The organism is Paraglaciecola sp. L1A13 (assembly GCF_009796745.1).
GTDB lineage: Bacteria > Pseudomonadota > Gammaproteobacteria > Enterobacterales > Alteromonadaceae > Paraglaciecola.
This window is the reverse complement of the sequence record NZ_CP047024.1, coordinates 1,779,270-1,803,530: the sequence shown is the minus strand read 5'-3', so window position 1 is coordinate 1,803,530 and position 24,261 is coordinate 1,779,270. Positions and strand designations below refer to the sequence as shown.

23 protein-coding genes are annotated in these 24,261 nt (G+C 41.9%); 13 read left to right on the top strand and 10 right to left on the bottom strand.

Going from position 1 to position 24,261, the window contains the following annotated elements:
- Positions 1-183 precede the first annotated feature (183 nt).
- Positions 184-1,182 carry a LysR family transcriptional regulator gene (locus tag GQR89_RS07580; protein ID WP_158769487.1) on the top strand — a complete coding sequence of 333 codons (999 nt, stop codon included), beginning with the start codon at positions 184-186 and terminating at the stop codon, positions 1,180-1,182.
- An 89-nt stretch (positions 1,183-1,271) separates the two neighbouring features.
- Here GQR89_RS07580 and GQR89_RS07575 read toward each other — a convergent pair whose 3' ends face one another.
- From GQR89_RS07575 to nagZ, 3 genes are all read right to left on the bottom strand, one after another.
- Positions 1,272-1,598, bottom strand: coding sequence for a YunC family protein (locus GQR89_RS07575; RefSeq protein WP_158769486.1), 327 nt, complete (start codon positions 1,596-1,598; stop codon positions 1,272-1,274).
- Positions 1,599-1,852: 254 nt separating this feature from the next.
- Positions 1,853-3,229 carry a DASS family sodium-coupled anion symporter gene (locus tag GQR89_RS07570; RefSeq protein ID WP_158769485.1) on the bottom strand — a complete coding sequence of 459 codons (1,377 nt, stop codon included), beginning with the start codon at positions 3,227-3,229 and terminating at the stop codon, positions 1,853-1,855.
- A 102-nt stretch (positions 3,230-3,331) separates the two neighbouring features.
- Positions 3,332-4,330: a beta-N-acetylhexosaminidase gene (nagZ, locus tag GQR89_RS07565; protein WP_158772180.1), complete on the bottom strand. Its 999-nt coding sequence runs from the start codon at positions 4,328-4,330 to the stop codon at positions 3,332-3,334.
- A 267-nt stretch (positions 4,331-4,597) separates the two neighbouring features.
- On the opposite strand from nagZ, the gene nadK reads away from it, so the two are divergent.
- The 4 genes from nadK (at position 4,598) to GQR89_RS07545 (ending at position 9,725) form a co-directional block, all read left to right on the top strand.
- Positions 4,598-5,473 carry an NAD(+) kinase gene (gene nadK / locus GQR89_RS07560; RefSeq protein WP_158769484.1) on the top strand — a complete coding sequence of 292 codons (876 nt, stop codon included), beginning with the start codon at positions 4,598-4,600 and terminating at the stop codon, positions 5,471-5,473.
- Positions 5,474-5,567: 94 nt separating this feature from the next.
- A complete protein-coding gene (gene recN, locus GQR89_RS07555; RefSeq protein WP_158769483.1) occupies positions 5,568-7,241 on the top strand; it encodes a DNA repair protein RecN in 1,674 nt (557 codons plus the stop codon).
- Between the two features lie 113 nt (positions 7,242-7,354).
- Entirely contained in the window at positions 7,355-7,711 is a 357-nt protein-coding gene (locus GQR89_RS07550; protein WP_158769482.1) for an outer membrane protein assembly factor BamE, read from the top strand.
- Between the two features lie 421 nt (positions 7,712-8,132).
- Positions 8,133-9,725 (top strand): ABC-F family ATPase, encoded by a 1,593-nt coding sequence (locus tag GQR89_RS07545; protein ID WP_158769481.1) that lies wholly within the window; start codon positions 8,133-8,135, stop codon positions 9,723-9,725.
- 121 nt (positions 9,726-9,846) lie between these two features.
- Here the strand turns inward: GQR89_RS07545 and GQR89_RS21305 are convergent, their stop codons facing one another.
- Complete coding sequence (locus tag GQR89_RS21305; protein WP_199271386.1) at positions 9,847-10,014, bottom strand: hypothetical protein; 168 nt, start codon at positions 10,012-10,014, stop codon at positions 9,847-9,849.
- Between the two features lie 367 nt (positions 10,015-10,381).
- Between GQR89_RS21305 and GQR89_RS07540 the strand changes: the two genes are divergently transcribed.
- On the top strand, positions 10,382-10,858 hold the full coding sequence (locus GQR89_RS07540) for an NYN domain-containing protein (RefSeq protein WP_158769480.1): 477 nt from the start codon (positions 10,382-10,384) through the stop codon (positions 10,856-10,858).
- A gap of 87 nt (positions 10,859-10,945) precedes the next feature.
- Here GQR89_RS07540 and GQR89_RS07535 read toward each other — a convergent pair whose 3' ends face one another.
- The 6 genes from GQR89_RS07535 to GQR89_RS07510 all read right to left on the bottom strand — a co-directional run bounded on the left by GQR89_RS07535 (position 10,946) and on the right by GQR89_RS07510 (position 16,918).
- Positions 10,946-12,763 (bottom strand): ferrous iron transporter B, encoded by a 1,818-nt coding sequence (locus tag GQR89_RS07535; RefSeq protein ID WP_158769479.1) that lies wholly within the window; start codon positions 12,761-12,763, stop codon positions 10,946-10,948.
- A 112-nt stretch (positions 12,764-12,875) separates the two neighbouring features.
- Positions 12,876-13,109 carry a FeoA family protein gene (locus GQR89_RS07530; RefSeq protein WP_158769478.1) on the bottom strand — a complete coding sequence of 78 codons (234 nt, stop codon included), beginning with the start codon at positions 13,107-13,109 and terminating at the stop codon, positions 12,876-12,878.
- Positions 13,110-13,187: 78 nt separating this feature from the next.
- The gene (locus GQR89_RS07525; RefSeq protein WP_158769477.1) at positions 13,188-14,531 is read right to left on the bottom strand and encodes a class II 3-deoxy-7-phosphoheptulonate synthase; all 1,344 of its coding nucleotides are present in this window, start codon (positions 14,529-14,531) and stop codon (positions 13,188-13,190) included.
- Between the two features lie 157 nt (positions 14,532-14,688).
- The gene (locus GQR89_RS07520) at positions 14,689-15,429 is read right to left on the bottom strand and encodes an ABC transporter ATP-binding protein (RefSeq protein ID WP_158769476.1); all 741 of its coding nucleotides are present in this window, start codon (positions 15,427-15,429) and stop codon (positions 14,689-14,691) included.
- A gap of 3 nt (positions 15,430-15,432) precedes the next feature.
- The gene (locus GQR89_RS07515; RefSeq protein ID WP_158769475.1) at positions 15,433-16,434 is read right to left on the bottom strand and encodes an iron ABC transporter permease; all 1,002 of its coding nucleotides are present in this window, start codon (positions 16,432-16,434) and stop codon (positions 15,433-15,435) included.
- Entirely contained in the window at positions 16,427-16,918 is a 492-nt protein-coding gene (locus tag GQR89_RS07510) for a low molecular weight protein-tyrosine-phosphatase (protein ID WP_158769474.1), read from the bottom strand. Before GQR89_RS07510 ends, GQR89_RS07515 begins: the two co-directional genes overlap by 8 nt.
- A gap of 207 nt (positions 16,919-17,125) precedes the next feature.
- Here GQR89_RS07510 and GQR89_RS07505 point away from each other — a divergent pair, with 207 nt between their 5' ends.
- The 7 genes from GQR89_RS07505 to GQR89_RS07475 all read left to right on the top strand — a co-directional run bounded on the left by GQR89_RS07505 (position 17,126) and on the right by GQR89_RS07475 (position 24,177).
- Positions 17,126-18,262 carry a paraquat-inducible protein A gene (locus GQR89_RS07505; RefSeq protein ID WP_199271384.1) on the top strand — a complete coding sequence of 379 codons (1,137 nt, stop codon included), beginning with the start codon at positions 17,126-17,128 and terminating at the stop codon, positions 18,260-18,262.
- Positions 18,263-18,264: 2 nt separating this feature from the next.
- Positions 18,265-19,929, top strand: a complete 1,665-nt coding sequence (gene pqiB, locus GQR89_RS07500) for an intermembrane transport protein PqiB (RefSeq protein ID WP_158769472.1) — start codon at positions 18,265-18,267, stop codon at positions 19,927-19,929.
- Position 19,930: 1 nt separating this feature from the next.
- A complete protein-coding gene (locus GQR89_RS07495) occupies positions 19,931-20,515 on the top strand; it encodes a membrane integrity-associated transporter subunit PqiC (RefSeq protein WP_158769471.1) in 585 nt (194 codons plus the stop codon).
- An 18-nt stretch (positions 20,516-20,533) separates the two neighbouring features.
- Entirely contained in the window at positions 20,534-21,646 is a 1,113-nt protein-coding gene (locus GQR89_RS07490) for a GGDEF domain-containing protein (RefSeq protein ID WP_158769470.1), read from the top strand.
- 149 nt (positions 21,647-21,795) lie between these two features.
- Positions 21,796-23,592 (top strand): ABC transporter ATP-binding protein/permease, encoded by a 1,797-nt coding sequence (locus GQR89_RS07485; RefSeq protein ID WP_158769469.1) that lies wholly within the window; start codon positions 21,796-21,798, stop codon positions 23,590-23,592.
- Entirely contained in the window at positions 23,585-23,803 is a 219-nt protein-coding gene (locus GQR89_RS07480) for a DUF3820 family protein (protein ID WP_158769468.1), read from the top strand. Before GQR89_RS07485 ends, GQR89_RS07480 begins: the two co-directional genes overlap by 8 nt.
- Positions 23,803-24,177, top strand: a complete 375-nt coding sequence (locus tag GQR89_RS07475) for a hypothetical protein (RefSeq protein WP_158769467.1) — start codon at positions 23,803-23,805, stop codon at positions 24,175-24,177. Before GQR89_RS07480 ends, GQR89_RS07475 begins: the two co-directional genes overlap by 1 nt.
- Positions 24,178-24,261: the final 84 nt, after the last annotated feature.

The window sequence follows — 24,261 nt, the reverse complement described above, 5'->3', positions numbered from 1 at the left end:
AATTGAGCAGTAAGAAATTAGATTTGATCGGTTTAAACAACGTTTGTAGTGTGTATTTGATAAACCCATATCGAATATATGCTCAACGAATAAGCAAAAGCCCATTTCGGTATAATGCTTGCAGTTTATCGATCAGTAGCAAAAATACTTTATGTAAAACACTAGGTTAATTTGGACAATGTGATGAACACAAAACAATTAGAATATTTTTTAGCAACTGCAGAGCAAGGAAGCATATCAGGCGCAGCAAAAATTTTAGACGTGGCCCAACCCGCAATCAGTTTACAACTTGCAAATTTAGAGCACGAACTGAAAATAAAACTGTTCGAACGTAATTTTCGTGGTGTTGCTTTGACCACCGCAGGTGAGCAATTTGAAGAACACGCCCGGCTTATTTTAAATCAAATAGACAAGGCGAAACTGGAGATTATTGGCCAGCAAACCCAATGTAAAGGCAAAGTGGTTGTAGGCCTGAGTCAATCTATCTGCAATGTATTATCGATCCAATTACAAACTGAACTTGAACATCGTTTCCCTAATGTTGAACTAGCGTTTAGGGTCGGACCATCTTATAAGGTAGAAAATTGGTTTGCAGATCAGAAAATAGATATCGCCTTATGCTACAACGCAGAACTGAATAAAAACGCGGCAACCACCTTGCCCCTGTTAAGCGAGAAATTGTATTTATACATATCCCCTCGCCCGAAAAACCCCAGTTATAGCGAATTGTCATTGTACGGTTCCATTCCCTTTGAGTCATTACAAGACTACGAGCTATTTATGCCCGATAGACGAGACGCTCTACCAGTGTTATTAACCGCTGAAGCTGACAACTTAGGGATTAAACTTAAAACGAGAAACGCATTTGGTCAGTTAATGACGACCTTACATTATGTTTCACAAGGTTTTGGCTTAGCCATTTACCCGTCATCTGCCACTTGTCATTTAGAAGCGAGTAAGCAAATAAGAGCCATTAAGATTATTCAACCTGAATTAAAACGCGATGTGTATTTACGATTATCAGATCATCAACGAAAAAATGCCGCAGTAGCCGCCGTGTTTGAATTAATACGAGAAACCACCGCTAACGCTCATGCTGATAACAGTTGGCGAGGTACACTGTTAGACACAAAGTACCGTCACCCTTCGGTGGTAAATATTGATAGCGCAGTTGTTGGTTAATTATGATATCACCCCAGCGTGAGGCACTTATGCTAAACGCCTCACGCTGGGAGTTAAAAAGCTTAGTTATAAATAATAATCTTAATAAATTAACGCATTAATTCCAATGCTTGTGTGCCGGTCATACCCATCTCTACGCCTAATAAACGAGCCGCATTTGATACAGCCAGTACTGGTTTTGTCAGCATATCATCATGAGTACGCACGCCAGATACAATGGCACATGCTTCGCCGGTTTTATTACACGTGTCAACGTCAACATAGCCACAGGCTAGTAGCCCGTTTTCACCTTGTACCGTAAGCAAAGGCAATTGTAGATCAATGCGACTAAGTTTTAAGGCGCCCCAGTCAAACGTTTCAGCATGCACATTACCAACCATAAATAAGCTAAACGCTACCCCAATTACTTTCATCATATACTGACTCCTTAAATTAACTGACTAATATACATCTGAGCCTAGCCCTAATGCTTTGCGGGGCTACTCTGTGCAGTATTAATGCCATAGAGGCGTATCCCGTTAATTAAGGGATTGAGGGTAAGTGTCTGATTTTATTGCACCAAATTAGCAATAATAAAGATAGCTTTGCACAATATGTATTCATGTTGTTTGGAATATTTGTACGGCATGCCCGTGTTCAGAGTGAAGTGACGGTCTAACTATTGGCTATATTAACGCAACAGTGCAAAGCATATTAGACCCACAATCGTTGAAATCAAAAAGCTCAAAATGGCCCCTTCCTTAACCATATCTTTTATCTCAATCTCACCGGTGCCATAAGCAATAGCATTCGGGGCAGTAGCGACGGGTAACATAAAGGCACAACTTGCAGCCATAGCGGCGGGGATCATAAATAATGCAGGGTCGTTACCCGATGACACAGCAGCCACAGCTAAAATCGGCATAAGCAAGGTTGCGGTTGCTGTATTACTGGTGATTTCAGTGAGGTAAGTCACAATTAAACAAATGGCCAAAATAACCATAACTAACGGCAAGCTGGTTAAACCAAGTAACCAATCACCCAAAATCTGACTTAAGCCAGATGCACTAAATCCTTTCGCTAATGCAATACCACCAGCAAACAGTAACAATATCCCCCAAGGGATCGACTTAGCCGTTTCCCAATCTAATAAGCGGTTACCTTTGCCATTTGGCACAATAAACATCACCACAACGGCCGTAAGCGCAATAGTGCTGTCGCCGGCATAAAAGATATCAAACCAACCGCTCCAGCCACCGAATGGCTCGTTACGCGTGATCCATGCTAATGCGGTTAAACCAAAAACCCATAAGGTCCGAGACTCTTCTTTACGCCACGGGCCTAGTTCAGGTAATTCTATGTCCTGCTCAAGTGTGACATTGCGCGTCAGCCACAAGGCAATAATCGGCAAACACACCACAACAACGGGAATTCCCACTTTCATCCACGCCAGAAAACCAAACTCTTGTCCGGTTTGCTCTTGATAAATGCCGGCAAATATCACATTAGGCGGGGTTCCAATTAAAGTCCCAAGGCCGCCTACACTTGCTGAATAAGCAATACCTAGAATAAGCGCAACTTTTAATTTGGGGTTATCTACATGTGATAACACTGCTAATGCCATTGGTAGGATAATCAGCACGGTGGCAGTATTTGATATCCACATACTGAGAAAACCTGTGGCTAGCACAAAGCCCATAACCAGACGCCGGCCGCTGCTGACCCCGACCATTCGTACCATATAGACAGCTAATCGTTCATGAGCGCCACTGCGCTCAAGCGCCGTTGAGAGCATAAACGCCCCCATTAATAACAAAATTACATGACTACCTAAGGCTGAAGCAGCCGTTGCGTGATCAAGCACACCAAACAAAGGCAATAAAGCAAAAGGTACAATAGATGTCGCTGGAATAGGTATTGCTTCGCTTACCCACCAAATAACCGTTAAGGTGGTAATGGCAGCAGTTACCGCAGGCAGATAATCCACGTTCGTGTAACGTAAAAATGCATAAAATCCGATGGCGAGCAAAGGGCCAATCAATATAAAGTGCTGCCGGGTTAAATGCATAATATTCGTATCCTACTTAATTTAGCGCTAAGTGCTGTGGTAACGGACTAACCATCAGCCCTGCACACTTGTACTTTGAGTAACCATTTTTCAAACAGAAGACTAATCGTAATATTCAGCCAACTTACGCTGCGCAGATGAGTATTCCTGTGAATTTTTTAAAGCGGTAAAATCGCCACACGGTACTTTAGCTAATCGAGCCAAACGGGGATTGCTAGCAGTATCACTGGGTAAACTATCGATTACCTGTGCTGCGGCATCTGGGTTATTACACACTAACACCATATCGCAACCGGCGTGCATAGCCGCTTTTGCTCGTGCCGCGAAATCACCGATAAATGCTGCACCCTGCATAGACAAATCATCAGAAAATATCACACCGTCGAAATTCATTTTTTCTCGTAAGTAAGTTTGCAGCCATATCTTAGAAAATCCAGCAGGCATATCATCCACCTCGGGATAGACTACATGGGCTGGCATAATGCCGTCTAATAAACCTTTAGCATGCAACTCAGTAAAAACACGCATATCAAGTTCGGTGATTTGCGCTAAGCTACGCCCATCGACGGGCATCGCGATATGAGAGTCCTCTTTGACATTGCCGTGACCCGGAAAGTGCTTTCCTGTGGCCTTCATACCAGCACGATGCATACCTTTAATAAAGTGACTGGCCAAATTAATCAGCGGCTCAGGTTTGCGATGAAATGAACGATCGCCAATAACATCTGACACGCCGTTTAAATCAAGCACTGGCGCGAAGCTCAAATCGATATCAAATGCTAAACATTCAGCCGCCATTAACCAACCAAACGTGTCACAGTATTGCTCAGCCTTAGCCATAACCTCATGACTTCTATTGAAAATTTCCCCCATGGCGGGAATGGCACTAAAACCGTGGCGAAAACGCTGCACTCTGCCACCTTCATGATCCACCCCAATTAATATGTTATTGCGTGCCGACAGACGTATTTGTCCGATCAGTTCCGCTAATTGTTTTTGGTCATAGTAATTGCGGCTAAACAAAATAACGCCACCTACAAGGGGATGGTCGAGTAACTCTCTGTCGTCAGGTGTAAGTTCACAACCTGCGACATCTAACATTAATGGGCCCATGGATAAATCTTATAACTTATTGAATTAGATGCACTATAAGAGAACGACGACAAGAAAAAAAGCATCAATACACGCAATATGCAGATAATTACCCGTAAAATAAATATCGTTACCTTGACGATGATACAAAGTGATTGCACATCGCCTATAAATTAATCATTAGAACCCATAGAAAAATCATAGACATAAAAAGTTATGACTTTCACCACTGGGGATGATTATACTATCCTAAATCAGCTATTTTAATGAGTTACTATGGGTTTTCACACCGTCGGATTGATAGGCAAACACGCCCATCAAGGAGCCAATTTAAGCTTGCAAGCGCTGATTGTTTATCTTAAACAAAAGGACTGCAGAGTGATCGTAGAGCAAAGTTGCGCATCACAATTAACAGGCAATGGCTTTGAAATAGCCGATCTCGATACAATAGGCACCCAGGCAGATTTAGCTATAGTGGTCGGTGGTGACGGAAATATGCTTGGAGCAGCAAGGGTACTCGCTAAACACAATGTTGCGGTAGTGGGCATTAACCGTGGTAACTTGGGCTTTTTGACCGACATAAACCCAGATGATATTGAGCGTCAATTAGACACGATATTTAACGGTGATTGCCAAATTGAACAACGTTTTTTATTGGAGCTAGAAGTTTACCGTGACGGTCAGTTACAAAGTACAAATTCTGCGGTTAATGAAGTGGTAATGCACCATGGAAAAGTTGCTCATATGATGGAATTTGAAGTCTATTTGGATGAAAATTTCGTCTTTAGTCAACGTTCCGATGGACTAATTGTTGCTACCCCTACAGGCTCAACGGCCTATTCTTTATCTGGCGGAGGACCTATCCTCACTCCAAACTTAGATGCCCTCAGTTTGGTGCCTATGTTCCCCCATACACTAAGTGCTCGCCCAATAGTTGTCGATGCGAATAGCACAGTACGAATAAAAGTATCGCCAGAAAATAGAGACAACCTCCAGGTTAGTTGTGACAGCCACATCGTACTGACGGTCTTACCTGGTGATGAAATAATTATTCGCAAAAACCCAGCAAAACTATCGTTAATTCATCCCAAAGATTATAACTATTTCAACGTGTTGCGCACCAAATTAGGCTGGGGTAGTAAACTCTACTAAACATCTACACTAGAATAAATTTTAGGCAACTACTAGACAGCATCAAAAATATGTATATATTTACAGCTACTGTATATTTAAACATGTGTTGTGTATGTTACTTCATCTCTCAATTCGTAATTTCGCGGTGGTTAAATCTTTAGATATCGATTTGGCGCTAGGCATGACAGCAGTGACAGGCGAAACCGGTGCTGGTAAGTCTATTTCTGTTGATGCTTTAGGCTTGTGTCTTGGGGATAGAGCCGATGCTAGCTTTGTGCGCACGGGTGCGAGTAAAGCTGAAGTCTGCGCCACTTTTGATGTGGCAAATTTGCCTCTTGCTCAGAAATGGCTACAAGAACAAGAACTAGACGACGAAAACGATTGTTTAATTAGACGTGTTATATCTAGCGAAGGACGTTCAAAAGCCTTTATTAATGGTACCGCAGTTCCATTGCAGCAACTCAAAAACCTAGGCCAATATTTACTAAGTATTCATGGGCAACATGCTCATCAGCAAATATTGAAGGCAGAGACTCAACGAGATTTGCTCGATAATTTTGCCGAACACCCTTCCCTACTAGCTAATGTTGCACAGCATTATGGCGCACTTCAACAAAAACAGAAACATTACCGAGAGCTGTTAGCTGGACAACAACAACGAACAGACCGTTATCAACTGCTGTCGTATCAAGTTACTGAGCTTGATGAGTTTGCCATTGCTGATGACGAATTTCTTGAGCTAGAAATAGAGCACAAGAAACTCAGTAATAGCCAAACGTTACTTGAACAAACTCAATTAACCTTTCATCAACTCTATGAAGCTGATGATTTTAATGCCTTATCAGCAGTGCAAAACAGCATAGATATACTCAGCGAATTGCAAGAACACGATCCTACGCTTACCCCCATCTTAGGTTTGTTAACTGAAGCGAGCATCCAGATTGATGAAGCCGCTCAAGAGCTTAGACACTACACCGAGCAGTTAGAAATTGATCCAATGAAAATGCAACAGGTTGAGGCGCGTTATTCTCAAGCCTTAGACTTAGCAAGGAAACATCAGGTACAACCTGAAGCCTTGTATGCGCATCATCAAAGCTTAGTGCAGGAATTGTCTCAGTTATCTAATGATGATGAGCTTCTTGATAGCATGAAAGATGAATTGTTGGCGCTTGAGAAGTTATATTTCCAAAGTGCTGAAAAGCTCAGCCTTTCTCGTAATAAAGCAGCAAGTAAATTAGCAAAACGAGTCGAGTGTGAAATTCATAAGATGAATATGGGTGACGCAGTGTTTAAGATAGAAGTTGAACATTTAGCGCAAAGTGCCCCGCAGAAGTCAGGTTTAGATAGCGTACATTTCAAAGTTTCGACCAACAAAGGTCAAGATCTCGATAAAATCGAAAAAGTGGTGTCCGGTGGAGAGTTGTCACGTATCGGCTTAGCAATTCAGGTAATTAGTTCACACAGTAGCCAAGTAGCAACCATGATTTTTGATGAAGTTGATACCGGTATTAGTGGCTCAACGGCATCTGTAGTGGGTCAGTTACTGCGTAAGTTAGGTGAAACTTGTCAGGTTATATGTGTGACTCATTTGCCTCAAGTAGCGGCTCGCGCGCACAATCAAATGTTTGTGACTAAGTTCAGTGATAAGAAAACCACTGAAACTCATATGATTTCTTTGCAAGAAAATGAACGAATTGCGGAGTTGGCACGTCTATTAGCAGGTGACAAATTGACAGATTCTGCACTCGCCAACGCCAAAGAGTTACTACAAATCAGTAATTCTTAACAATTATGCATTGATTAGGCTGTCTTGGCTGAGTTAGGATGCTTCGCCTAACGGCCTTTAGCGAATTACCTGCAGGGTCATTATTTTCCTAACAGCTGAGATATTAAAAAAGAATGAAGTTTAGAAATTTATTGGTGGTGATTGCCGCCGCATTGATGTTGTCTGCCTGTGCCGACTGGATCTATCGAATTGACGTTCCTCAGGGTAACTTTTTAGATGAGCGTGATGTTGAAAAATTGCGTGTAAATATGACCAAAGAGCAAGTTGAATATGTGCTCGGAAAGCCTGTTGTTGAAGACTCGTTTGATCATGACACTTGGTATTATTTGTATCAAATGAAACGAGGTATGAGCAAGCGCGGTAAAGACTTTCGTAAAGAACTAAAAATTCACTTTTTAGATAATCATGTCAGCGAGGTAACCGGTGATTTTGAGTTATCTGAAGACTTCAATACTTCCCTTGATGAGTAAGAACCACACAAGGTAATTATTAATGTCGATAGGTCTTTTCCGCTACCGCTTTTGAGCGCTTGCGGAAAAAACCGCACGGCTTCCAATTGCGTTATTAATTACTCAGTGCGTTATCTTGCCCCTTGATTGCCCCCTATACCGTCTTTGTTGTTATTTTGATTCTTTACCTATGCAATACTTAATCGGTAATTGTATTAATTTAATTTGTTGTCTCGAAATTTATCCGCCGTTTGTCATAAAAATATCGGTAATTCGGGCTAAAGTTAGCCGAGCTACCGATAATTGTGGCATAATATGCGCCGAATTTTTCCTCAAGTCGCCTCTTCTTTCTTAGAAACTGAATTGCAATAGCAACATCAGACAAGAGGCATATTAATGGCTAGGAATAACACTTTTCACCTTAAATACTCGGAAGAAAACATTGTTAACGACCGCAAACATCACTATGCAATTTGGCGAAAAGCCATTGTTCGAAAATGTCTCAGTTAAATTTGGTAACGGAAATCGTTATGGCCTAATCGGCGCCAATGGCTGTGGTAAGTCAACCTTCATGAAAATATTAGGGGGCGATTTAGAGCAATCGGCAGGTAATGTCTCCACTGATCCCGGTGAGCGCATTGGTAAATTGAAACAAGACCAATTTGCTTACGAACAGTATAGCGTAATTGATACGGTAGTGATGGGACATACTGAGCTGTGGAAAGTGAAAGCAGAACGTGACGCAATTTATGCAAATCCTGAGATGACAGAAGAGGATGGTATTCGTGTTGCCGATTTAGAGTCAGAGTTTGCGGAGATGGACGGTTACACCGCCGAAGCACGAGCGGGTGAATTACTGATCGGTGTCGGTATTCCTGTTGAGCAGCATTATGGCCCCATGAGCGAAATTGCTCCAGGTTGGAAATTGCGCGTATTGCTCGCTCAGGTTATTTTCTCTGATCCTGACATTATGTTACTTGATGAACCAACCAACAACTTGGATATCAATACCATTCGATGGCTTGAGGATGTCCTTAATGAGCGTAATTGCTCTATGATCATCATCTCGCACGATCGTCACTTTTTGAACAGTGTATGTACACATATGGCAGATTTGGATTACGGCGAAATCCGCCTTTTCCCTGGCAACTACGACGAATACATGACAGCGTCAACCCAAGCCCGAGAACGCTTGGTCTCAGACAATGCCAAGAAAAAAGCACAAATTGCCGAATTGAGGACATTTGTAAGCCGTTTTTCTGCAAATGCGTCTAAATCTAAACAAGCGACTTCCCGCGCTAGGCAAATTGATAAAATTAAATTAGATGATATTAAACCCTCTAGCCGACAAACACCGTTCATACGCTTTGAACAAACGAAGAAACTACATCGCTTAGCACTTGAAGTGTCAGGCCTGTATAAATCGTATGAAAACGAATTGTATAACGGTTTAAATTTGATGGTTGAAGTCGGTGAACGCATTGCTGTTATCGGTGAAAACGGTTTGGGTAAAACAACCTTGTTGAAATGTTTAGTCGGTGATACCGATTTAACTGCTGGGGAAGTGAAGTGGTCTGAAAATGCCAACATTGGCTATTATGCGCAAGATCACGCCCACGAATTTGAAAAAGAAATGACCTTAATGGAATGGATGTATCAATGGGCGCAAGAAGGTGATGATGAACAAGTCATGCGCGGTACTTTAGGTCGGTTATTATTTTCACAAAATGAAATTACTAAATCAGTTAAAGTGATATCAGGAGGCGAGCAAGGCAGAATGATGTTTGGCAAGCTAATGCTTCAGCGGCCAAACATTCTGGTTATGGATGAACCCACTAACCATATGGATATGGAATCCATTGAATCATTGAATATGGCGTTAGAAAATTATGCTGGCACGCTAATATTTGTCAGTCACGATCGTGAATTCGTATCGTCAGTTGCCACTCGTATAATTGAGATTACGCCTAATGGCATCGTAGATTTCCGTGGAAATTACGAAAGTTATTTAGAAAGCTTAGCTACGGCTAAATAGGTTATTTACGTCAGTGTCTGGGGATAAGATATTTATCCACAGACACAAAAAAGCCTGAGTGACATTAATGTGACTCAGGCTTTTTTTTATGAATTTAGGACATTAAGACCTTAATTTTTGATTAGGCGTTAACTAACCATTTAACAAATTGCTTGGCTTCAATTGCATTAGCAAATTTAGTATTTTGACGACCTTGTTTGTCGGCAAATGCCACGCTTTGTTTGTTTACAGAAATAGAATGCACTGGGTGCGAAACACGGATCTGCGAACCGTTATATAAATAAGACATAATAAAACTCTCTTTCAATTAGCGCGATATTTTAACGCGCGAAATTCAACGAAGCTTCACTATTAGATTTGACGATTACTTTGCGACTTTATATAAGTCTAGGAGTGATAAATAGCAAGCATATGCTCGCTCATTCGCCTTTCAATAATTCAGCTTAATATTTTTGTTTTTTTAAATGCTGGCTGACTGGATCAAGGTAAGACAAGACATTAACAAGCTACCGAAATGGCAGCAATGCTTATAAATGCGGAGGTTGATTCATAAGCAAGACCGGACATTACAGTAGTTTGAAAATAAACACAATAGCTATTTTAGGAATGTTTAGTGTTATTATCACAAATCGGTACCTATATTATTAGAAACATCTATGGCCACTAAAATTGCTGTCTTTGTAGACGTGCAGAATATCTATTACACCACACGAGACGCATATCAAAAGCAATTTAATTATCGTAAATTCTGGCAACACCTGAGTGCACAAGGCGAAATTGTAATAGCCAATGCTTATGCAACTGAACGCCATGATGCTCAACAGCAAAAGTTTCAAGCGGCGTTGAAACATATTGGATTTAACGTAAAGTTAAAACCTTTTATACAGCGCAGTGATGGCTCAGCAAAGGGGGATTGGGACGTGGGTATTACTATAGACGTACTCTACGCTGCAGAGCATGTAGATCTTGTCGTATTGCTTTCAGGGGATGGCGATTTTGACTTACTGCTAAAAGCAATAAAAGACAAACATAAGGTTAATACCCAAGTGTATGGTGTGCCATCTTTGACCGCAAATTCGTTAATTAATGCATGTGATGAATTCTTCGAAATTGATAAATCACTGCTTCAGTGAACATTCAACATCAATAAATTATAGCCTGTCCACTGGGTAAGAATCGACAGGCTGTTCCTCACGAATAAAACGACAATTTTATAAGCTCTAAAATATATGGGAAACGATAAATGCGAGGCTATACGCAAGCATACCGTAGCCTACAAACAACCCCCAAGCAATTTTCCTACTACCTGTTTCGCCCTTCAATGTAGCAACCGTAGCGACGCACTGCAGCGCTATTACGTAAAATATCAGTAGTCCTAGGCCTGCCCCTAGTGTCAGTCCATCGGCTTGTATATTGGCCGCTAAACCGGCTATATTTTCATCAGCGCCTTCTATACCAAATAACGTACCTAAGGCGCCTACAAATACTTCTCGGGCCAGAAACGAGACTAAAATAGCAACGCCATAGCGCCAGTCTAACCCTAATGGTTCGAAAATTGGTTCGATCCATTGTCCGATGACGGCTAAATATGAACCTTGTAGTTCATGCTCAGGGCTTGGAAAATATCCCAAAAACCAAATAACAACCGACACGACAAAGATCACGGGACCCGCACGGCGGATAAACTGCTTAGCACTGGTGATAACTCTTAGCATCAAGGGCTTCCAGTGCGGTAATCGGTAGTTAGGTAATTCTAAAATAAATGGCATTTCAGCCTTATCGCTGTCTCTATTAGTAAATTTATCAAGTAAAACACTGACCGTTAAAGCAGTAAATATACCTAAGAAATACAGTACAAAGAATGCCGTTCCCTGAAGACTAAAGAACCCGCCTACGTATGTAGTATCAGGGATCAAAACGGCAATAAGCAATGCATAAACAGGTAATCGAGCTGAACATGACATCAGTGGAATAGTCATCATAGTGATCAAACGTTTACGAGGCGACTCTATGGTACGGGCAGCCATAATTGCTGGGATTGCGCAAGCGTGACCCGAAAGGTAAGGAATAAAGCTTCGACCAGATAATCCGAAATAACTCAACGGCTTATGACATATCAATGCAGCTCTAGCAAGATAGCCACTGTCTTCCAGCAAACCTATAATGAAGGTTAAGACCATAATTTGCGGTACAAAGACAAGGAACGAACCAAACCCGCCAAAAAGCGCATCTTGCAAAAAATCGTTAATTATTCCCGGGCCGATGGCAGAAGTAGTGATCTGTGCAAGCACACCAATTACATTTTCAACCCCATCCATCAAAGGAGTAGCCCAGGTAAATATGCTTTGAAAAAGCAAAAACATAATTCCAAAGAACGCGATGCCACCCAACACGTTATTCAGTAAAAAACTATCAATACGGTTTTGTTGTTTTAGGACGATGTCCGCGTGAATTCCATACCGCTTGGCGATAAGACGACTAACATTAAATACGCTGTTATCTTCTGCCACACTTATGGTCGGTATAAATTTTTCTGGTTGTTTAACGATATCATTGAGAGCAACTTTAAATTCATGTAGCCCAATCAGTGTTTTTGCAGATAATGGAAAAACCGCCACACCTAGGTCTTTTCCTAACTGCTCGCAATCCACGTGATGACTAAATCGTTCAACTTCATCAATCATATTCAATGCGAAAATCAGGGCTTTATCATGCTGCTTGGCTAAATCCCGCACTTGTAAACCAAACACCAAGCTTCGTTCTAATCGCGTGGCATCCAAGTTACACACGATGAGGCTGGTGTTATCGTCGTGCATGGCTTCATGAATTTTTTCAACGGCTATCTCTTCATCTCTAGACAATGTACTGAGGGAATATGCTCCAGGAAAATCGACCAATCGGTATTCTCCAAACTTTCCGCTTTTAAGCTCAACGGTCACACCTGGAAAGTTCGCTACTTTTTGGCGCATTCCAGTCAATTGATTAAACAACAGACTTTTCCCAGAGTTGGGTTTACCGACTAAAATTATATTTTTCATTACAATACTTGATTAAAAAGCCACTTAATAAGTAGCTAAGAGAAATAAGAAAGATGCCTAATAACTGTGCATTATGGCTGAATACGCCAAAGTCAGTGTTTAACGAGGAATATTAAGAGAGGCCGCTGATAGCAACCTTATCGGCAATACTTTGCTCAAGAGTATATACGCAATCACCGATTTGAACGACGAGAGGCCCGCGCAGAGGGCTGCGACGCAGGCAGCGAACAGTTTGACCATCGCTCAATCCCATTTCCAATAAGCGATTCATTACCGCCGGTACTAGTGAATTATCTAGACCGCTAATCAGCGCTGATTTTTTTGCCGGAATATCCCAAAGAGTCATAGCACCCTCACTTATCAATACAAATGAAAACTATTTTCATTTATAACATATGATAGGCTTTGGGCGCAATGTGATTCCTTAACTTACCTTGAGGTGGTCAGCAACTAAAAATGCCATTTCTAGCACTTGGTCTGCGTTCAAACGTGGGTCGCACTGGGTTTTGTACGCTTGTGCTAAATCGTCATCGCTAATTTGATAAGCACCACCAGTACATTCTGTTACATGTTGGCCAGTCATTTCTAGATGAATACCACCAGCATGCGTACCTTCAGCACGGTGGGCAGCGAAGAACTGTTGTATTTCACGTAATATCGCGTCAAAGTTGCGCGTTTTATACCCGCTTGATGCTTTGAAGGTATTACCATGCATAGGATCTGAACTCCAGACTACATTACGCCCTTCTTGCTTCACGCGGCGTAACAAGGCCGGTAATTTCTGCTCAAGGTTGTCAGCCCCCATGCGCGTAATTAGCGTTAAGCGTCCTGACGTATTATCAGGGTTTAACGCATCAATTAAACGAATTAGTTCATCACCTTGCATGCTTGGTCCGACTTTCACGCCTATTGGATTATGGATCCCACGGAAAAACTCAATATGAGCATGATCTAGTTGACGTGTGCGCTCACCTATCCACAACATATGAGCAGAACAGTTGTACCATTTATCAGTTAACGTATCGACGCGAGTTAGCGCTTGCTCGTAGTTAAGTAAAAGCGCTTCATGAGAAGTATATAAACTGGTTTCATGTAGTGTTGGCGTGTTATTGGTATTGATACCCATCACATTCATGAATTCTAAGGAATCTTGAATACGACGCGCCACGTCTTGATATCGCTCCTTAAGAGGATTGTTTTCAACGAATGCCATATTCCAACGATTCACTTGGTGCAAATCAGCTAAGCCACCTTGGGCGAAAGCGCGCAGCAAGTTCAGTGTCGAGGCACTGCGATGATATGCATCTAACATACGTTGCGGATCTGGCATACGCGATGCTTCAGTAAATTCAAAGCTATTGATGATATCCCCACGATAACTGGGTAACGACACACCGTCGATAGTTTCTAAATCACCTGAGCGAGGTTTAGCATATTGCCCTGCCATGCGGGCAACTTTTGTTACCGGGCAGCGACCTGCGAAAGTCAGTACGATAGCCATTTGTAAAATTACTTTGAACGTGTCACGAATTTTAGGCGCATTAAATTCATCGAAGGATTCTGCACAATCGCCACCTTGCAGCAAAAAGCCTTTACCATCAGCTACTTGGCCTAACTCTTTAAATAATTGTCGCGTTTCGGCAGCAAAAACGAGTGGTGGATAAGATTTAAGCTTCTGCTCAACATCGCGCAAGTGTTGTTGATTCTGGTAAGTAGGTTGTTGCAATATTGGCTTTTGACGCCAACTATCAGGTTGCCATTGGCTCACAGTGTGTCCTTAAAATAAAAATGAGATCGAAAAAGAGAAATTTAGTTCATAAAGAAGATGTTTTCAACATCGCTTCAGACGCTTTATCATACCTGATATCCTAGCCTATGAAATACGCGCATGGAAAGTTTACCGATAAAAACCCAATTTAAATGCTTTACCGGAGGTAAGTTTGCAAGATGCTATTACCTTCAGAGTCGTTAAATTCACGAACTTGGCAATCAAAAATATTGCTTAGTATAGCTGGCGTCATTACATCTTTAACCTCTCCGAAATGTTCCAATATCCCAGAACGCATTAACCAAACACGATTTGCATACTGAGTCGATATATTAAGATCGTGGTGGCTCATCAACACGATATTTCCAAGCTTTGTCAGTTCAACAAGACAGGACAACAACAAGTGTTGGTGACGAAAATCTAATCCTTGGCTCGGCTCATCGAGAAGTATTAACGCTTGGCCCTGCTCAATCGTCGGCCAAATTTGCAATAATGCGCGAGCAATTTGCACTCGACGACTTTCCCCCCCGGACAGAGTAAGCAAGGAGCGGGTCATAAACGGCTCTATTTCGAGGGCATTTTCTAATATCGCAGGCATAACTAAATTATGCGCAAAAAACGAGAGAGACTCTCGCACGGTAATCGCAAATATATGACTTTGCTGCTGCTCTTGAAAACAGCGAAAACGCGCCAGCTCAATCATGGTTAGTTGAGCTATATCGCAGTTATCAAAGGTAACGCGACCGATATCTGGTAAGCCAAGACCTGAAACAATCTGCAGTAAGCTTGATTTCCCCGCCCCATTTGGCCCTAGTAAGTGAACAAATTGTCCTGATTCAGCATACACATTAATATTGTCTAAACGCTGCGAAAATGTGAGGTTTTCAATAACAAGCATCTGCTAATTCATCTGCCGATCGAGTCGCAGTATTGAATACAGAAAAATTGGACCGCCTAACGTAGCGGTCAACATAGAAACGGGGACACTTGCATCCCCAGCGACACGTCCAATTAGCACAACGACCATTAGCACAATTCCGCCCAATAACGCAGAAGCAGGAAGAATAAAGCGATTATCAAAACCAAAAAAATTGCGCAGCATATGAGGAACAAGCAAACCGACAAAAGCAATAGAACCAGCAATAGACACCGCAATACCTACTACTAGCGCACACGTTAACAACATGATCTTGTGAAATCGCGGGACGTTCAATCCTGCCAATTGGGCACTACTGGCCCCAAAATAGAGCCAATTCAATGCCCTGCCCTGACACATTAAATAAACCAGCGATAGTAATAAAATTGGAGCTGCTACAAGTAATACCTTCCAGTCCGCCTGATTCAAGCTACCCATCAGCCAAAATGTCATGTTACGCATGGTTTGCGCATCAGATAAGAAATGTAGCCAGGCAATTACAGCGCCACTTAAAGTGGAAATAGCAATACCTGCTAAGATAACGCCGGAATGAATACCAGTTAAACGTTTGGAAATAAAATAGATTGCCGCCGTTGAAAGTAAAGCCCCGAAAAAGCAAAATACCGGTAACAAATACTGCACATATAAAAATGGCAACGTACTGCCAAAGACTAAAAATAGTGCGGCGGCAAGGCTCGCACCACTACTGATACCAATAATTCCTGGGTCCGCTAATGGGTTACGTAATAAAACCTGAAGCACAGCAGAGCTTACGGCTAAACCTGCCCCCACGATAAGCGCAGTTATCACCAATGGAACACGTAATTGCCAAAATATTCGCAGCTCGATAGGATCAAAAAATAAACTGGCTTGATTATCAATGTTCAGTCCACCAAGCATTACCCAAGCACTGCTCCCTACAAGTATGCCTAATAATAACGCGAGCCAATATTTTTGTTTGCGCGCTAGATACTTAGGGTTAGACAAAACGCGCCTTAATATGGTCAATTAAACCGTCAGATGCTTTTTCAATAAGATCTAGGACATATTCAAAGCCGCGCTTGCCGCCGAAATAAGGGTCCGGCACTTCCTCTTCTTCTGCATCACAGAAACTCATCATCAAGGCAATTTTATGTTGGTATTCCTCAGGACATATTTCTAATAAGGCACGCACATTATTTTTGTCCATGGCGATAACATAATCAAAACGCGCAAAGTCTTTCACCTCAACTTTGCGACACTTTATTTTTTTAAAGTTATAGCCACGCTCCTCTCCCACCACTCTTGATCGTTTATCAGGGGTGGTACCTATGTGGGCGCCCAACGTTCCGGCAGAATCAATATCTATTGCAAGACCTTCGTGTTCCGCTTTGTGACGAAAAACAGCTTCTGCCGTTGGAGAACGACAAATATTGCCTAAACACACAAAAAGCACGGAGGTTAAGTTCTTCTTTATTTTCTTATCAAACACCTGAATAACATCCGTTGAAATGGTTAACCGCATGGAATAATGACTGACTAGTCGGCTAATATGGTTTGCTTAACAATATTTGACCGGCTCAATATATGTAAAACTTAATTTAGATTTTCAGCAAATATTTAGCTATTTTGTGATTATCTTTCCACAGTTGGTAGCTTTTTGTTAATCTACCTAAATATTAGTCTACCCGTGTCATGTATGGATGAATCGATAAAGATTACAACGGCTTGTCAACAAGTACAGTGCCATGAGTGTGGCTACTTAGTTGAGGTACCACCTCTTGTTCACCGTCAACGTGCACAGTGCCCTCGGTGTCATTATGTTATCACAACCTATTATCAGAATATGGTACAAAAACTGGTAGCGTTTTCCGTAGCGGCATTAATTTTCATGGTTGCTGCGCTTAGCTTTGAATTTTTATCCTTTAGTGCTAACGGGCAGTATCACGCGATTAATATCTTTAGCAGTATTGAAACACTCGCCGACAACGACTACCTAGCACTGGCGATTTTGCAAAGTACGGTTATTCTTGTGCTGCCAGTGACGATTTTAATCTGTTTATTGTACCTACTAATACCCGTGTTATTTGGTAAAAAACCAACATACGCTGCTCCACTTCTTAAATTCATTTTCGCACTGCGTGCATGGACGATGGTGGAAATTTTCTTAGTGGCGGTGCTTGTGAGCTTGGTGAAAATCATGTCCATGGCTGATATTGGCATAGGTTTGTCATTTTATGCATACGCCTTATTTACTATATGCATGACCTACGCCTTGATGTATCTAGATGAACACCAAATGTACTTACTCACCTCATGCGCTCTACCCAAAACACCCAAAAGACATTCAGCATCACATAGTATTCAAACTACCTGGGCATTATTGTTTACCTCTGTACTGCTTTACATACCGGCTAATGTTTTGCCTATTATGCACACTGATATTTTAGGTGATGACGAGCCCAGTACTATATTGGGCGGCGTAGTGACCCTTTGGAAAATGGGCTCGTATCCCATTGCTGCGATTATTTTTATCGCAAGTATTTTAGTCCCCATAGCCAAATTCGGCATATTGTGTTGGCTAAACTATTCGGTTCAAAGCGATTACAGTGGACAAAAGAAAACGCGCATGATCAGCTATCGACTAACAGAGTTTATTGGACGCTGGTCGATGATTGACGTATTTGTAGTCGCTATTTTAGTCAGTCTAATTCAGCTAGGAAACATCATGAGCATATACCCAGGGTATGCAGCGCTTGCCTTTTGTGCAGTTGTCATTTTAACCATGTTAGCGGCAATTTCATTCGATACAAAATTAATTTGGAGCGACCAGTAATCATGCCAAAAAATGGTGAACCAGCTGAGATAAAAAGTGTGACGAGTATTTCAAAAATATGGCTAGTACCTATAGTGGCACTATGTATGGGTGCATGGATGTTCTATCATCAATGGAGCAATCAAGGCCCTCTTATCAACATCGTGTTTGAAAATGCATCCGGTTTAGAGGCTGGCAAAACCAAAATAAAAATGCACAATGTGGATGTGGGCGAAGTGAAAACTATCGCCCTTACGGAAGACTTACAAAAAGTTTTAGTCACCGCTCGAATGTCCGCTAACTCTGACGGCTTATTACGCGAAAGCACTGAGTTTTGGTCGGTTAATCCCCGTATATCACTCAATGGCGTATCAGGCCTAAACACACTGGTCTCCGGTACTTATATTAATATGTCAACGAACCTAGAAGGCCCATCCAGTCGAGATTTCGTTGCCTTATCGGCACCTCCAATAACGCCTAGCGGGACACCTGGCTTGCACGTTACATTAAATAGTAATGCAGAGTTTGCTTTCAAAGAGGGCGACCCTGTCATCTATAAAGGCTTAAAAGTTGGCGAGTTTGAAAGCATTTATTTCAACTTCGACGAAAGAGTGGTCTATTACAATACCTTTATTCAAGCCCCGTATCATAAGCTTATCACCACCAACACTAAGTTTTGGAATAGCAGTGGCGTACAAATGGATCTAAGCGCTAACGGCGTAAAAGTAAGAATGAGCAGTATAGAGACGTTGATTACCAATGGCGTCGCATTTGGCGTGCCTGATGGTATGCCCCACGGTGAAAGAGTAACCGACCGTACGTATTTTAATATTCACGAGTCATATGAATCTGCCGCTGAAGAACGTTACAAAGCATCAGCAAAATATGTAATTCTAGTTGACGATACAGTGCGAGGTCTTCACGTGGGAGCACCAGTGGAGTATAGAGGCATCCAAATAGGTAAGGTCTTGGATATTAATCCCCCCAACAGCAATCAACAAAAATGGTTGGATTCTGGTGTTGCCATTCCTGTCATCATTGGTATTCAGCCAGGACGTATTGAGCAAACAGATGACAAGGTGGGTATCGAGCATATAAAACGTCAAATGCGGACTTGGATTAAAAATGGTTTTCGAGCCTCTCTGCAATCGGGTAATCTACTAACCGGTGCACTATTTGTTAATCTTGAGCAATACCCTAACGAAACATCATCTAGCATTGGAACATTCCAAGAATATGAAGTTATTCCAAGTATCTCTAATGAATTCTCGCAAATTACCGAAAAGGTCAGTGCGATTCTGGATAACATCAACGAAATGGACTTGGCTCAACTATCCGTTGCAGCCAACCAAATGATGGCAGACATTAGTGCCAGTGCAGATAGTATGAACAGTACCGCAGATGATTTTTCCGGTACCCTACGTCAGATGGAAGAACAAAACGTTAGTCAGAAACTGGCCGCGGCACTTTCCGGAATAGCACAATTAACCCAAGGATTTTCTGCGGGCTCTACGACAAATAATGAAATAAACGACACGTTAGATACATTGCAACAACGTTTACGTGAACTGCAACCATTGTTGCTTGAATTAAACCAAGCCCCGAATAGTCTAATATTTGATAAACAACCGAAGCCTTATCGTCAACCAGGTCAGGTGAATGATCATTCTCAGCAAGAGCAGAACTAATATGAAACAGTGTGGCTTTTTTATTCTGATATTAATATTAAGCGGGTGTACTACTTCATTCGAACGAACTCAGCAGGTATATCTGTTAAACAGTGATGTGCCAATTATGGATGGGTCGGATGAAAAGGTTACCTCCATTGTAGTGATAGATAAAATATTACTCGCAGAATATTTAATGCGTCCAAATTTGGTGATGCAAGTGGACGGCAATCAATTGTACTATTCTGATATGGATTTATGGGCAGAAAATCTACAAACGAGCATCCACAGGACCCTACTCGCGTGGCTGAATGAATACGCTGAAGACACTCGTTTTGTAGCTTATAATGCGCCAGAAGCAGCTGCAGGCCAAAAACATTTAGTTGTTAGCATTGAGCATTTCATGCCTACAGATAAGGGAACGGTTATATCTAATGGTCAATATTGGTTGATTGAAAAAGGCCAACCGAGTAATCAAGTGTCACAACAGAGTTTTGCGCTAAACTCGACACTCAGTCAAGAAGGTTATAGCCATAGTGTTACTCAATTAGCTAAACAATTGACTCAATTGAGTGCGCAAATAGTAGCAGACGTTGAATCGCAGTAATGAGGAAGTTTTTTCGGAATGTTGAATGTCAAAAGGCTGATTAAAGCCTACCTAGATACGGGTACAAAGGAAAGAAACTCTCCTTCAGAAAGACAGCAAATTCAAGTTACTAATTTGTTCGCTTTTGTTGGCTACACCATTACATCCATATTGGGTGTAAGTGCTCTGATCCGCAGTAATCTGGAACATAACGACGACGACTTTCTAGGCATAATATTATTAATATCGTGTACGTTTTTCTTTCTTTCTCGCATCGTACTCAAGCACTTTCAAACCAAAAAAGGTTATCAATTTTCCGCTAATATGATCATCTCAGCGTTGATGCTATTGATGTTGTATCTAATCATTACCGGTGGGGTAAAAAATACCGGCCCTCTTTGGATCTATATTGTTCCACCGGTGGTTTTATTCTTTCGGGGCTTGAAGCAAGGTTTGATACAGCTCAGTATTTTTGCCATCGCCGTAATGGTGATATTGATGTATCCGAATAATCTACTGCTGCATGCACAATACAGTTATGAGTTTAAATCTCGTTTAATTTATTCTTTTTTAACGGTCGGTATGCTTTTTGTATTATATGAATACTCACGTCAGCGCTCATTTAAAATACTTCAAGAATTGAGCCAGCGCTTTGAAAAACAAGCTAGGCTTGACCCCCTTTCTGGCTTACAGAACCGTCGTGGTATGTTAGAAAAGCTCGAGTACGAGCACCGACGTACTCTTAGAAGTAACAAATGTTTGACGCTTATGATGTGTGATATTGATCATTTTAAATTGGTAAACGACGAGTATGGTCATGACATCGGAGATAATGTTATCAAAGAAGTTGGCCAACTGTTCTTCCAAGGCGTGCGAAAGCAAGACACTGTAGCTCGTTGGGGAGGAGAAGAGTTTTTATTTTTGCTGCCCGAAACCAACGATGAGCAAGCGTTTGTGTTAGCAGAAAAGTTACGTAACAAAGTGGCCAAACAAGTATATCTAGCTGACGCAAAAAATTTATCGGTCACCGTGAGTATTGGTATTTATCAAATGCATCCGCAAGATAGCGTAGACCACGCTATCAGTAGAGCTGATACTAATTTGTATCGCGCAAAAACACAGGGACGAAACTGCACAGTTAGAACGGATTAACGATTATATTCCCACCAAGAATACGTATTATCACTACAACATATAAGCTTTATTCATCGCATTTTGGCGGGGAAATTTTACAAAGACGAGCTGTCGTTTAAGCAAATCGACCTCAACCTCTAATCAATAAAAGTAAAATAACGAGACTCATGCGTTCTAAACAACATACCCAAATTGAAGACGTCACCTTTAATTGGCGTGTCGTACGTCAACTTTGGCCCTATCTCTTAGAATTTAAAAGCCGAGTATTTTTTGCCATGCTGTGTCTTATTGCGGCTAAAGTCGCCAGTATCGGACTGCCCTTTATCCTTAAGCACGCCGTAGACACACTTAATACCACTCAACCAAGCAATACGATAGTCGTCGTCCCCTTTGCACTTATCGCTGCGTACGGCTTGCTGCGCTTAGCAAATGTGTTATTCGGGGAAATTCGCGATACGCTTTTTGGCCGCGTAACCGAACGCGCTATGCGCAGAATTAGCTTACAAGTTTTTGAACACTTACACCGACTTGATTTAGATTATCATTTAAACCGCCAAACGGGTGGCCTCTCACGTGATATCGAACGCGGTACCAGCGGCATCAGTTTTCTGATGCGCTTTCTGGTATTTAACATCGTTCCTACTTTACTTGAAATACTCGCGGTGGTGGGCGTGCTATTTTATAATTACGGATGGAGCTTTGCGCTCATCATATTGATTTCCGTGATCAGCTACATAAGCTTTTCCATTAAAGCCACACATTGGCGTACTGAGTTCGTACGGGCAGTTAATCAAGCTGATTCACTGAGCAACACCAGAGCGATTGATAGCTTGTTAAATTACGAAACCGTAAAGTATTTTAATAATGAACGTTACGAGGCCGAGCGTTACGACGTGGCACTAGCCGATTGGGAAGTCGCAAGGCGCAAAAATCGGTTGTCTTTGTTCGCTTTAAATACGGGCCAAGCTACTATTATTGCCATTGCGATGACCAGTATGATGGCTGTTGCAGCCTATTATGTGGCTCAAGGGACCATGACCATAGGGGATTTCGTGTTGATTAACGCATTCACTATGCAAATTTTTATGCCACTCAATTTCCTCGGTTTTGTTTACCGAGAAATAAGAGGTGCCCTAGCCAATATTGAAAATCTGTTTACCTTGCTCAGCAAACCACCTTCAATCGTCGATAACGACACCTCAACATTGCTTAAAGTAACAAAAGGGAACATACGTTTCGATAAAGTCAATTTTGGTTACAGCCCAGATAGACAAATACTACATGACGTAAGTTTTGATGTGCCTGCGGGGAAAAAAGTAGCCATCGTTGGCCCTAGCGGTGCAGGTAAATCTACCATCATCAAATTACTGTTTCGATTTTATGAGGCAAGCAGTGGAACAATATTGATTGACCAACAATCCATTACAACCGTTAGTCAGGCGTCATTGCGCCAAGCAATTGGCATCGTACCCCAGGACACCGTGTTGTTTAATGATACTATTTTCGAGAATATCCGTTACGGTCGACCAGATGCTAGTGATGATGAGGTAGATGACGCCATAAAACACGCCCATCTAGCAGCCTTTATCAAAGCTCTGCCAAAAGGGCGAGATACCCAAGTTGGCGAAAGAGGATTGAAATTATCTGGCGGCGAAAAACAGCGTGTTGCTATCGCTCGGACGATATTAAAAGGTGCACCCATTTTGTTGTTTGATGAAGCGACATCGTCCCTTGACAGCCAATCTGAACAGGCGATCCTAAGCGCATTTAGGGAAATAGCTGTAGGCCACACAAGTCTTGTTATTGCTCACCGACTCTCGACCATTGTCGATGCTGACAGTATCATAGTGATCCAAGACGGCCGGGTGGTAGAACAAGGTGAACACAATCTCCTATTAGCCCAGAAGGGTCCATATTATCATCTGTGGAGTACTCAACAGAAAGTGAATACAGCTGATGACTGAAACTACAAATCAATTACTCGTTGAAGCAATAAACCAGACGATGCCTTTTGGCAAGTATGCTGGCAGAAAACTTTTGCAGCTGCCTGAGCCTTATTTAGTCTGGTTTAGTCAACAGGGCTTTCCTGAGGGCAAACTTGGCCAACAATTAGCGCTAATGCACGAAGTTAAAGTTAATGGGCTCGAAACCATGCTCATGCCCCTGCTAAGATAATGAACAGTTCTCACTCCTACCGTTCATCTCGTCGCAGGCAGACGAATAATAGCCTTCAGTACGATAACATCGACCGTCAGATTTTAGTTCTGCATAAAGCAATGGCAAACAAGCTTGTCACCCACCGCGAACTACGCCAACAGGTTATAGATACGCTCGAGTCACGTTATACAAATGGTCAACTGCGCCATGGGGGTTATCTAATATGGACTTGCTTAATGGAATATATCGATGATGAGCCAGACGTTTTTATACAAGGCGTGTTAGCTGATACGCCACAGATGCGTAAACTGCGACGTAGAACGCCTTTCGTTAATTTATTAACCGAAGAAGAGAGAATGGCAGCGTTAAATGAAACAGCTTTATGCCCATAGCGGTTTAATTTACGTTTACCAGTAAGGATTAAAATAAAAGGTAAGCATAAAGCCATTAAGCCACTTGGCGTGGGCACAGGAATA

Coding starts and splice junctions, on each gene's coding strand:
- GQR89_RS07530 (WP_158769478.1), bottom strand. CDS start 13,109: ATGACTCTTTGGGATATTCCGGCAAAAAAATCAGCGCTGATTAGCGGT.
- nagZ (WP_158772180.1), bottom strand. CDS start 4,330: ATGTTAGATGTCGCAGGTTGTGAACTTACACCTGACGACAGAGAGTTA.
- GQR89_RS07550 (WP_158769482.1), top strand. CDS start 7,355: ATGAAGTTTAGAAATTTATTGGTGGTGATTGCCGCCGCATTGATGTTG.
- GQR89_RS07570 (WP_158769485.1), bottom strand. CDS start 3,229: ATGCATTTAACCCGGCAGCACTTTATATTGATTGGCCCTTTGCTCGCC.
- recN (WP_158769483.1), top strand. CDS start 5,568: ATGTTACTTCATCTCTCAATTCGTAATTTCGCGGTGGTTAAATCTTTA.
- GQR89_RS07540 (WP_158769480.1), top strand. CDS start 10,382: ATGGCCACTAAAATTGCTGTCTTTGTAGACGTGCAGAATATCTATTAC.
- GQR89_RS07490 (WP_158769470.1), top strand. CDS start 20,534: ATGTTGAATGTCAAAAGGCTGATTAAAGCCTACCTAGATACGGGTACA.
- GQR89_RS07495 (WP_158769471.1), top strand. CDS start 19,931: ATGAAACAGTGTGGCTTTTTTATTCTGATATTAATATTAAGCGGGTGT.
- pqiB (WP_158769472.1), top strand. CDS start 18,265: ATGCCAAAAAATGGTGAACCAGCTGAGATAAAAAGTGTGACGAGTATT.
- GQR89_RS07505 (WP_199271384.1), top strand. CDS start 17,126: ATGGATGAATCGATAAAGATTACAACGGCTTGTCAACAAGTACAGTGC.
- nadK (WP_158769484.1), top strand. CDS start 4,598: ATGGGTTTTCACACCGTCGGATTGATAGGCAAACACGCCCATCAAGGA.
- GQR89_RS07475 (WP_158769467.1), top strand. CDS start 23,803: ATGAACAGTTCTCACTCCTACCGTTCATCTCGTCGCAGGCAGACGAAT.
- GQR89_RS21305 (WP_199271386.1), bottom strand. CDS start 10,014: ATGTCTTATTTATATAACGGTTCGCAGATCCGTGTTTCGCACCCAGTG.
- GQR89_RS07520 (WP_158769476.1), bottom strand. CDS start 15,429: ATGCTTGTTATTGAAAACCTCACATTTTCGCAGCGTTTAGACAATATT.
- GQR89_RS07575 (WP_158769486.1), bottom strand. CDS start 1,598: ATGATGAAAGTAATTGGGGTAGCGTTTAGCTTATTTATGGTTGGTAAT.
- GQR89_RS07485 (WP_158769469.1), top strand. CDS start 21,796: ATGCGTTCTAAACAACATACCCAAATTGAAGACGTCACCTTTAATTGG.
- GQR89_RS07580 (WP_158769487.1), top strand. CDS start 184: ATGAACACAAAACAATTAGAATATTTTTTAGCAACTGCAGAGCAAGGA.
- GQR89_RS07535 (WP_158769479.1), bottom strand. CDS start 12,763: ATGAAAAATATAATTTTAGTCGGTAAACCCAACTCTGGGAAAAGTCTG.
- GQR89_RS07480 (WP_158769468.1), top strand. CDS start 23,585: ATGACTGAAACTACAAATCAATTACTCGTTGAAGCAATAAACCAGACG.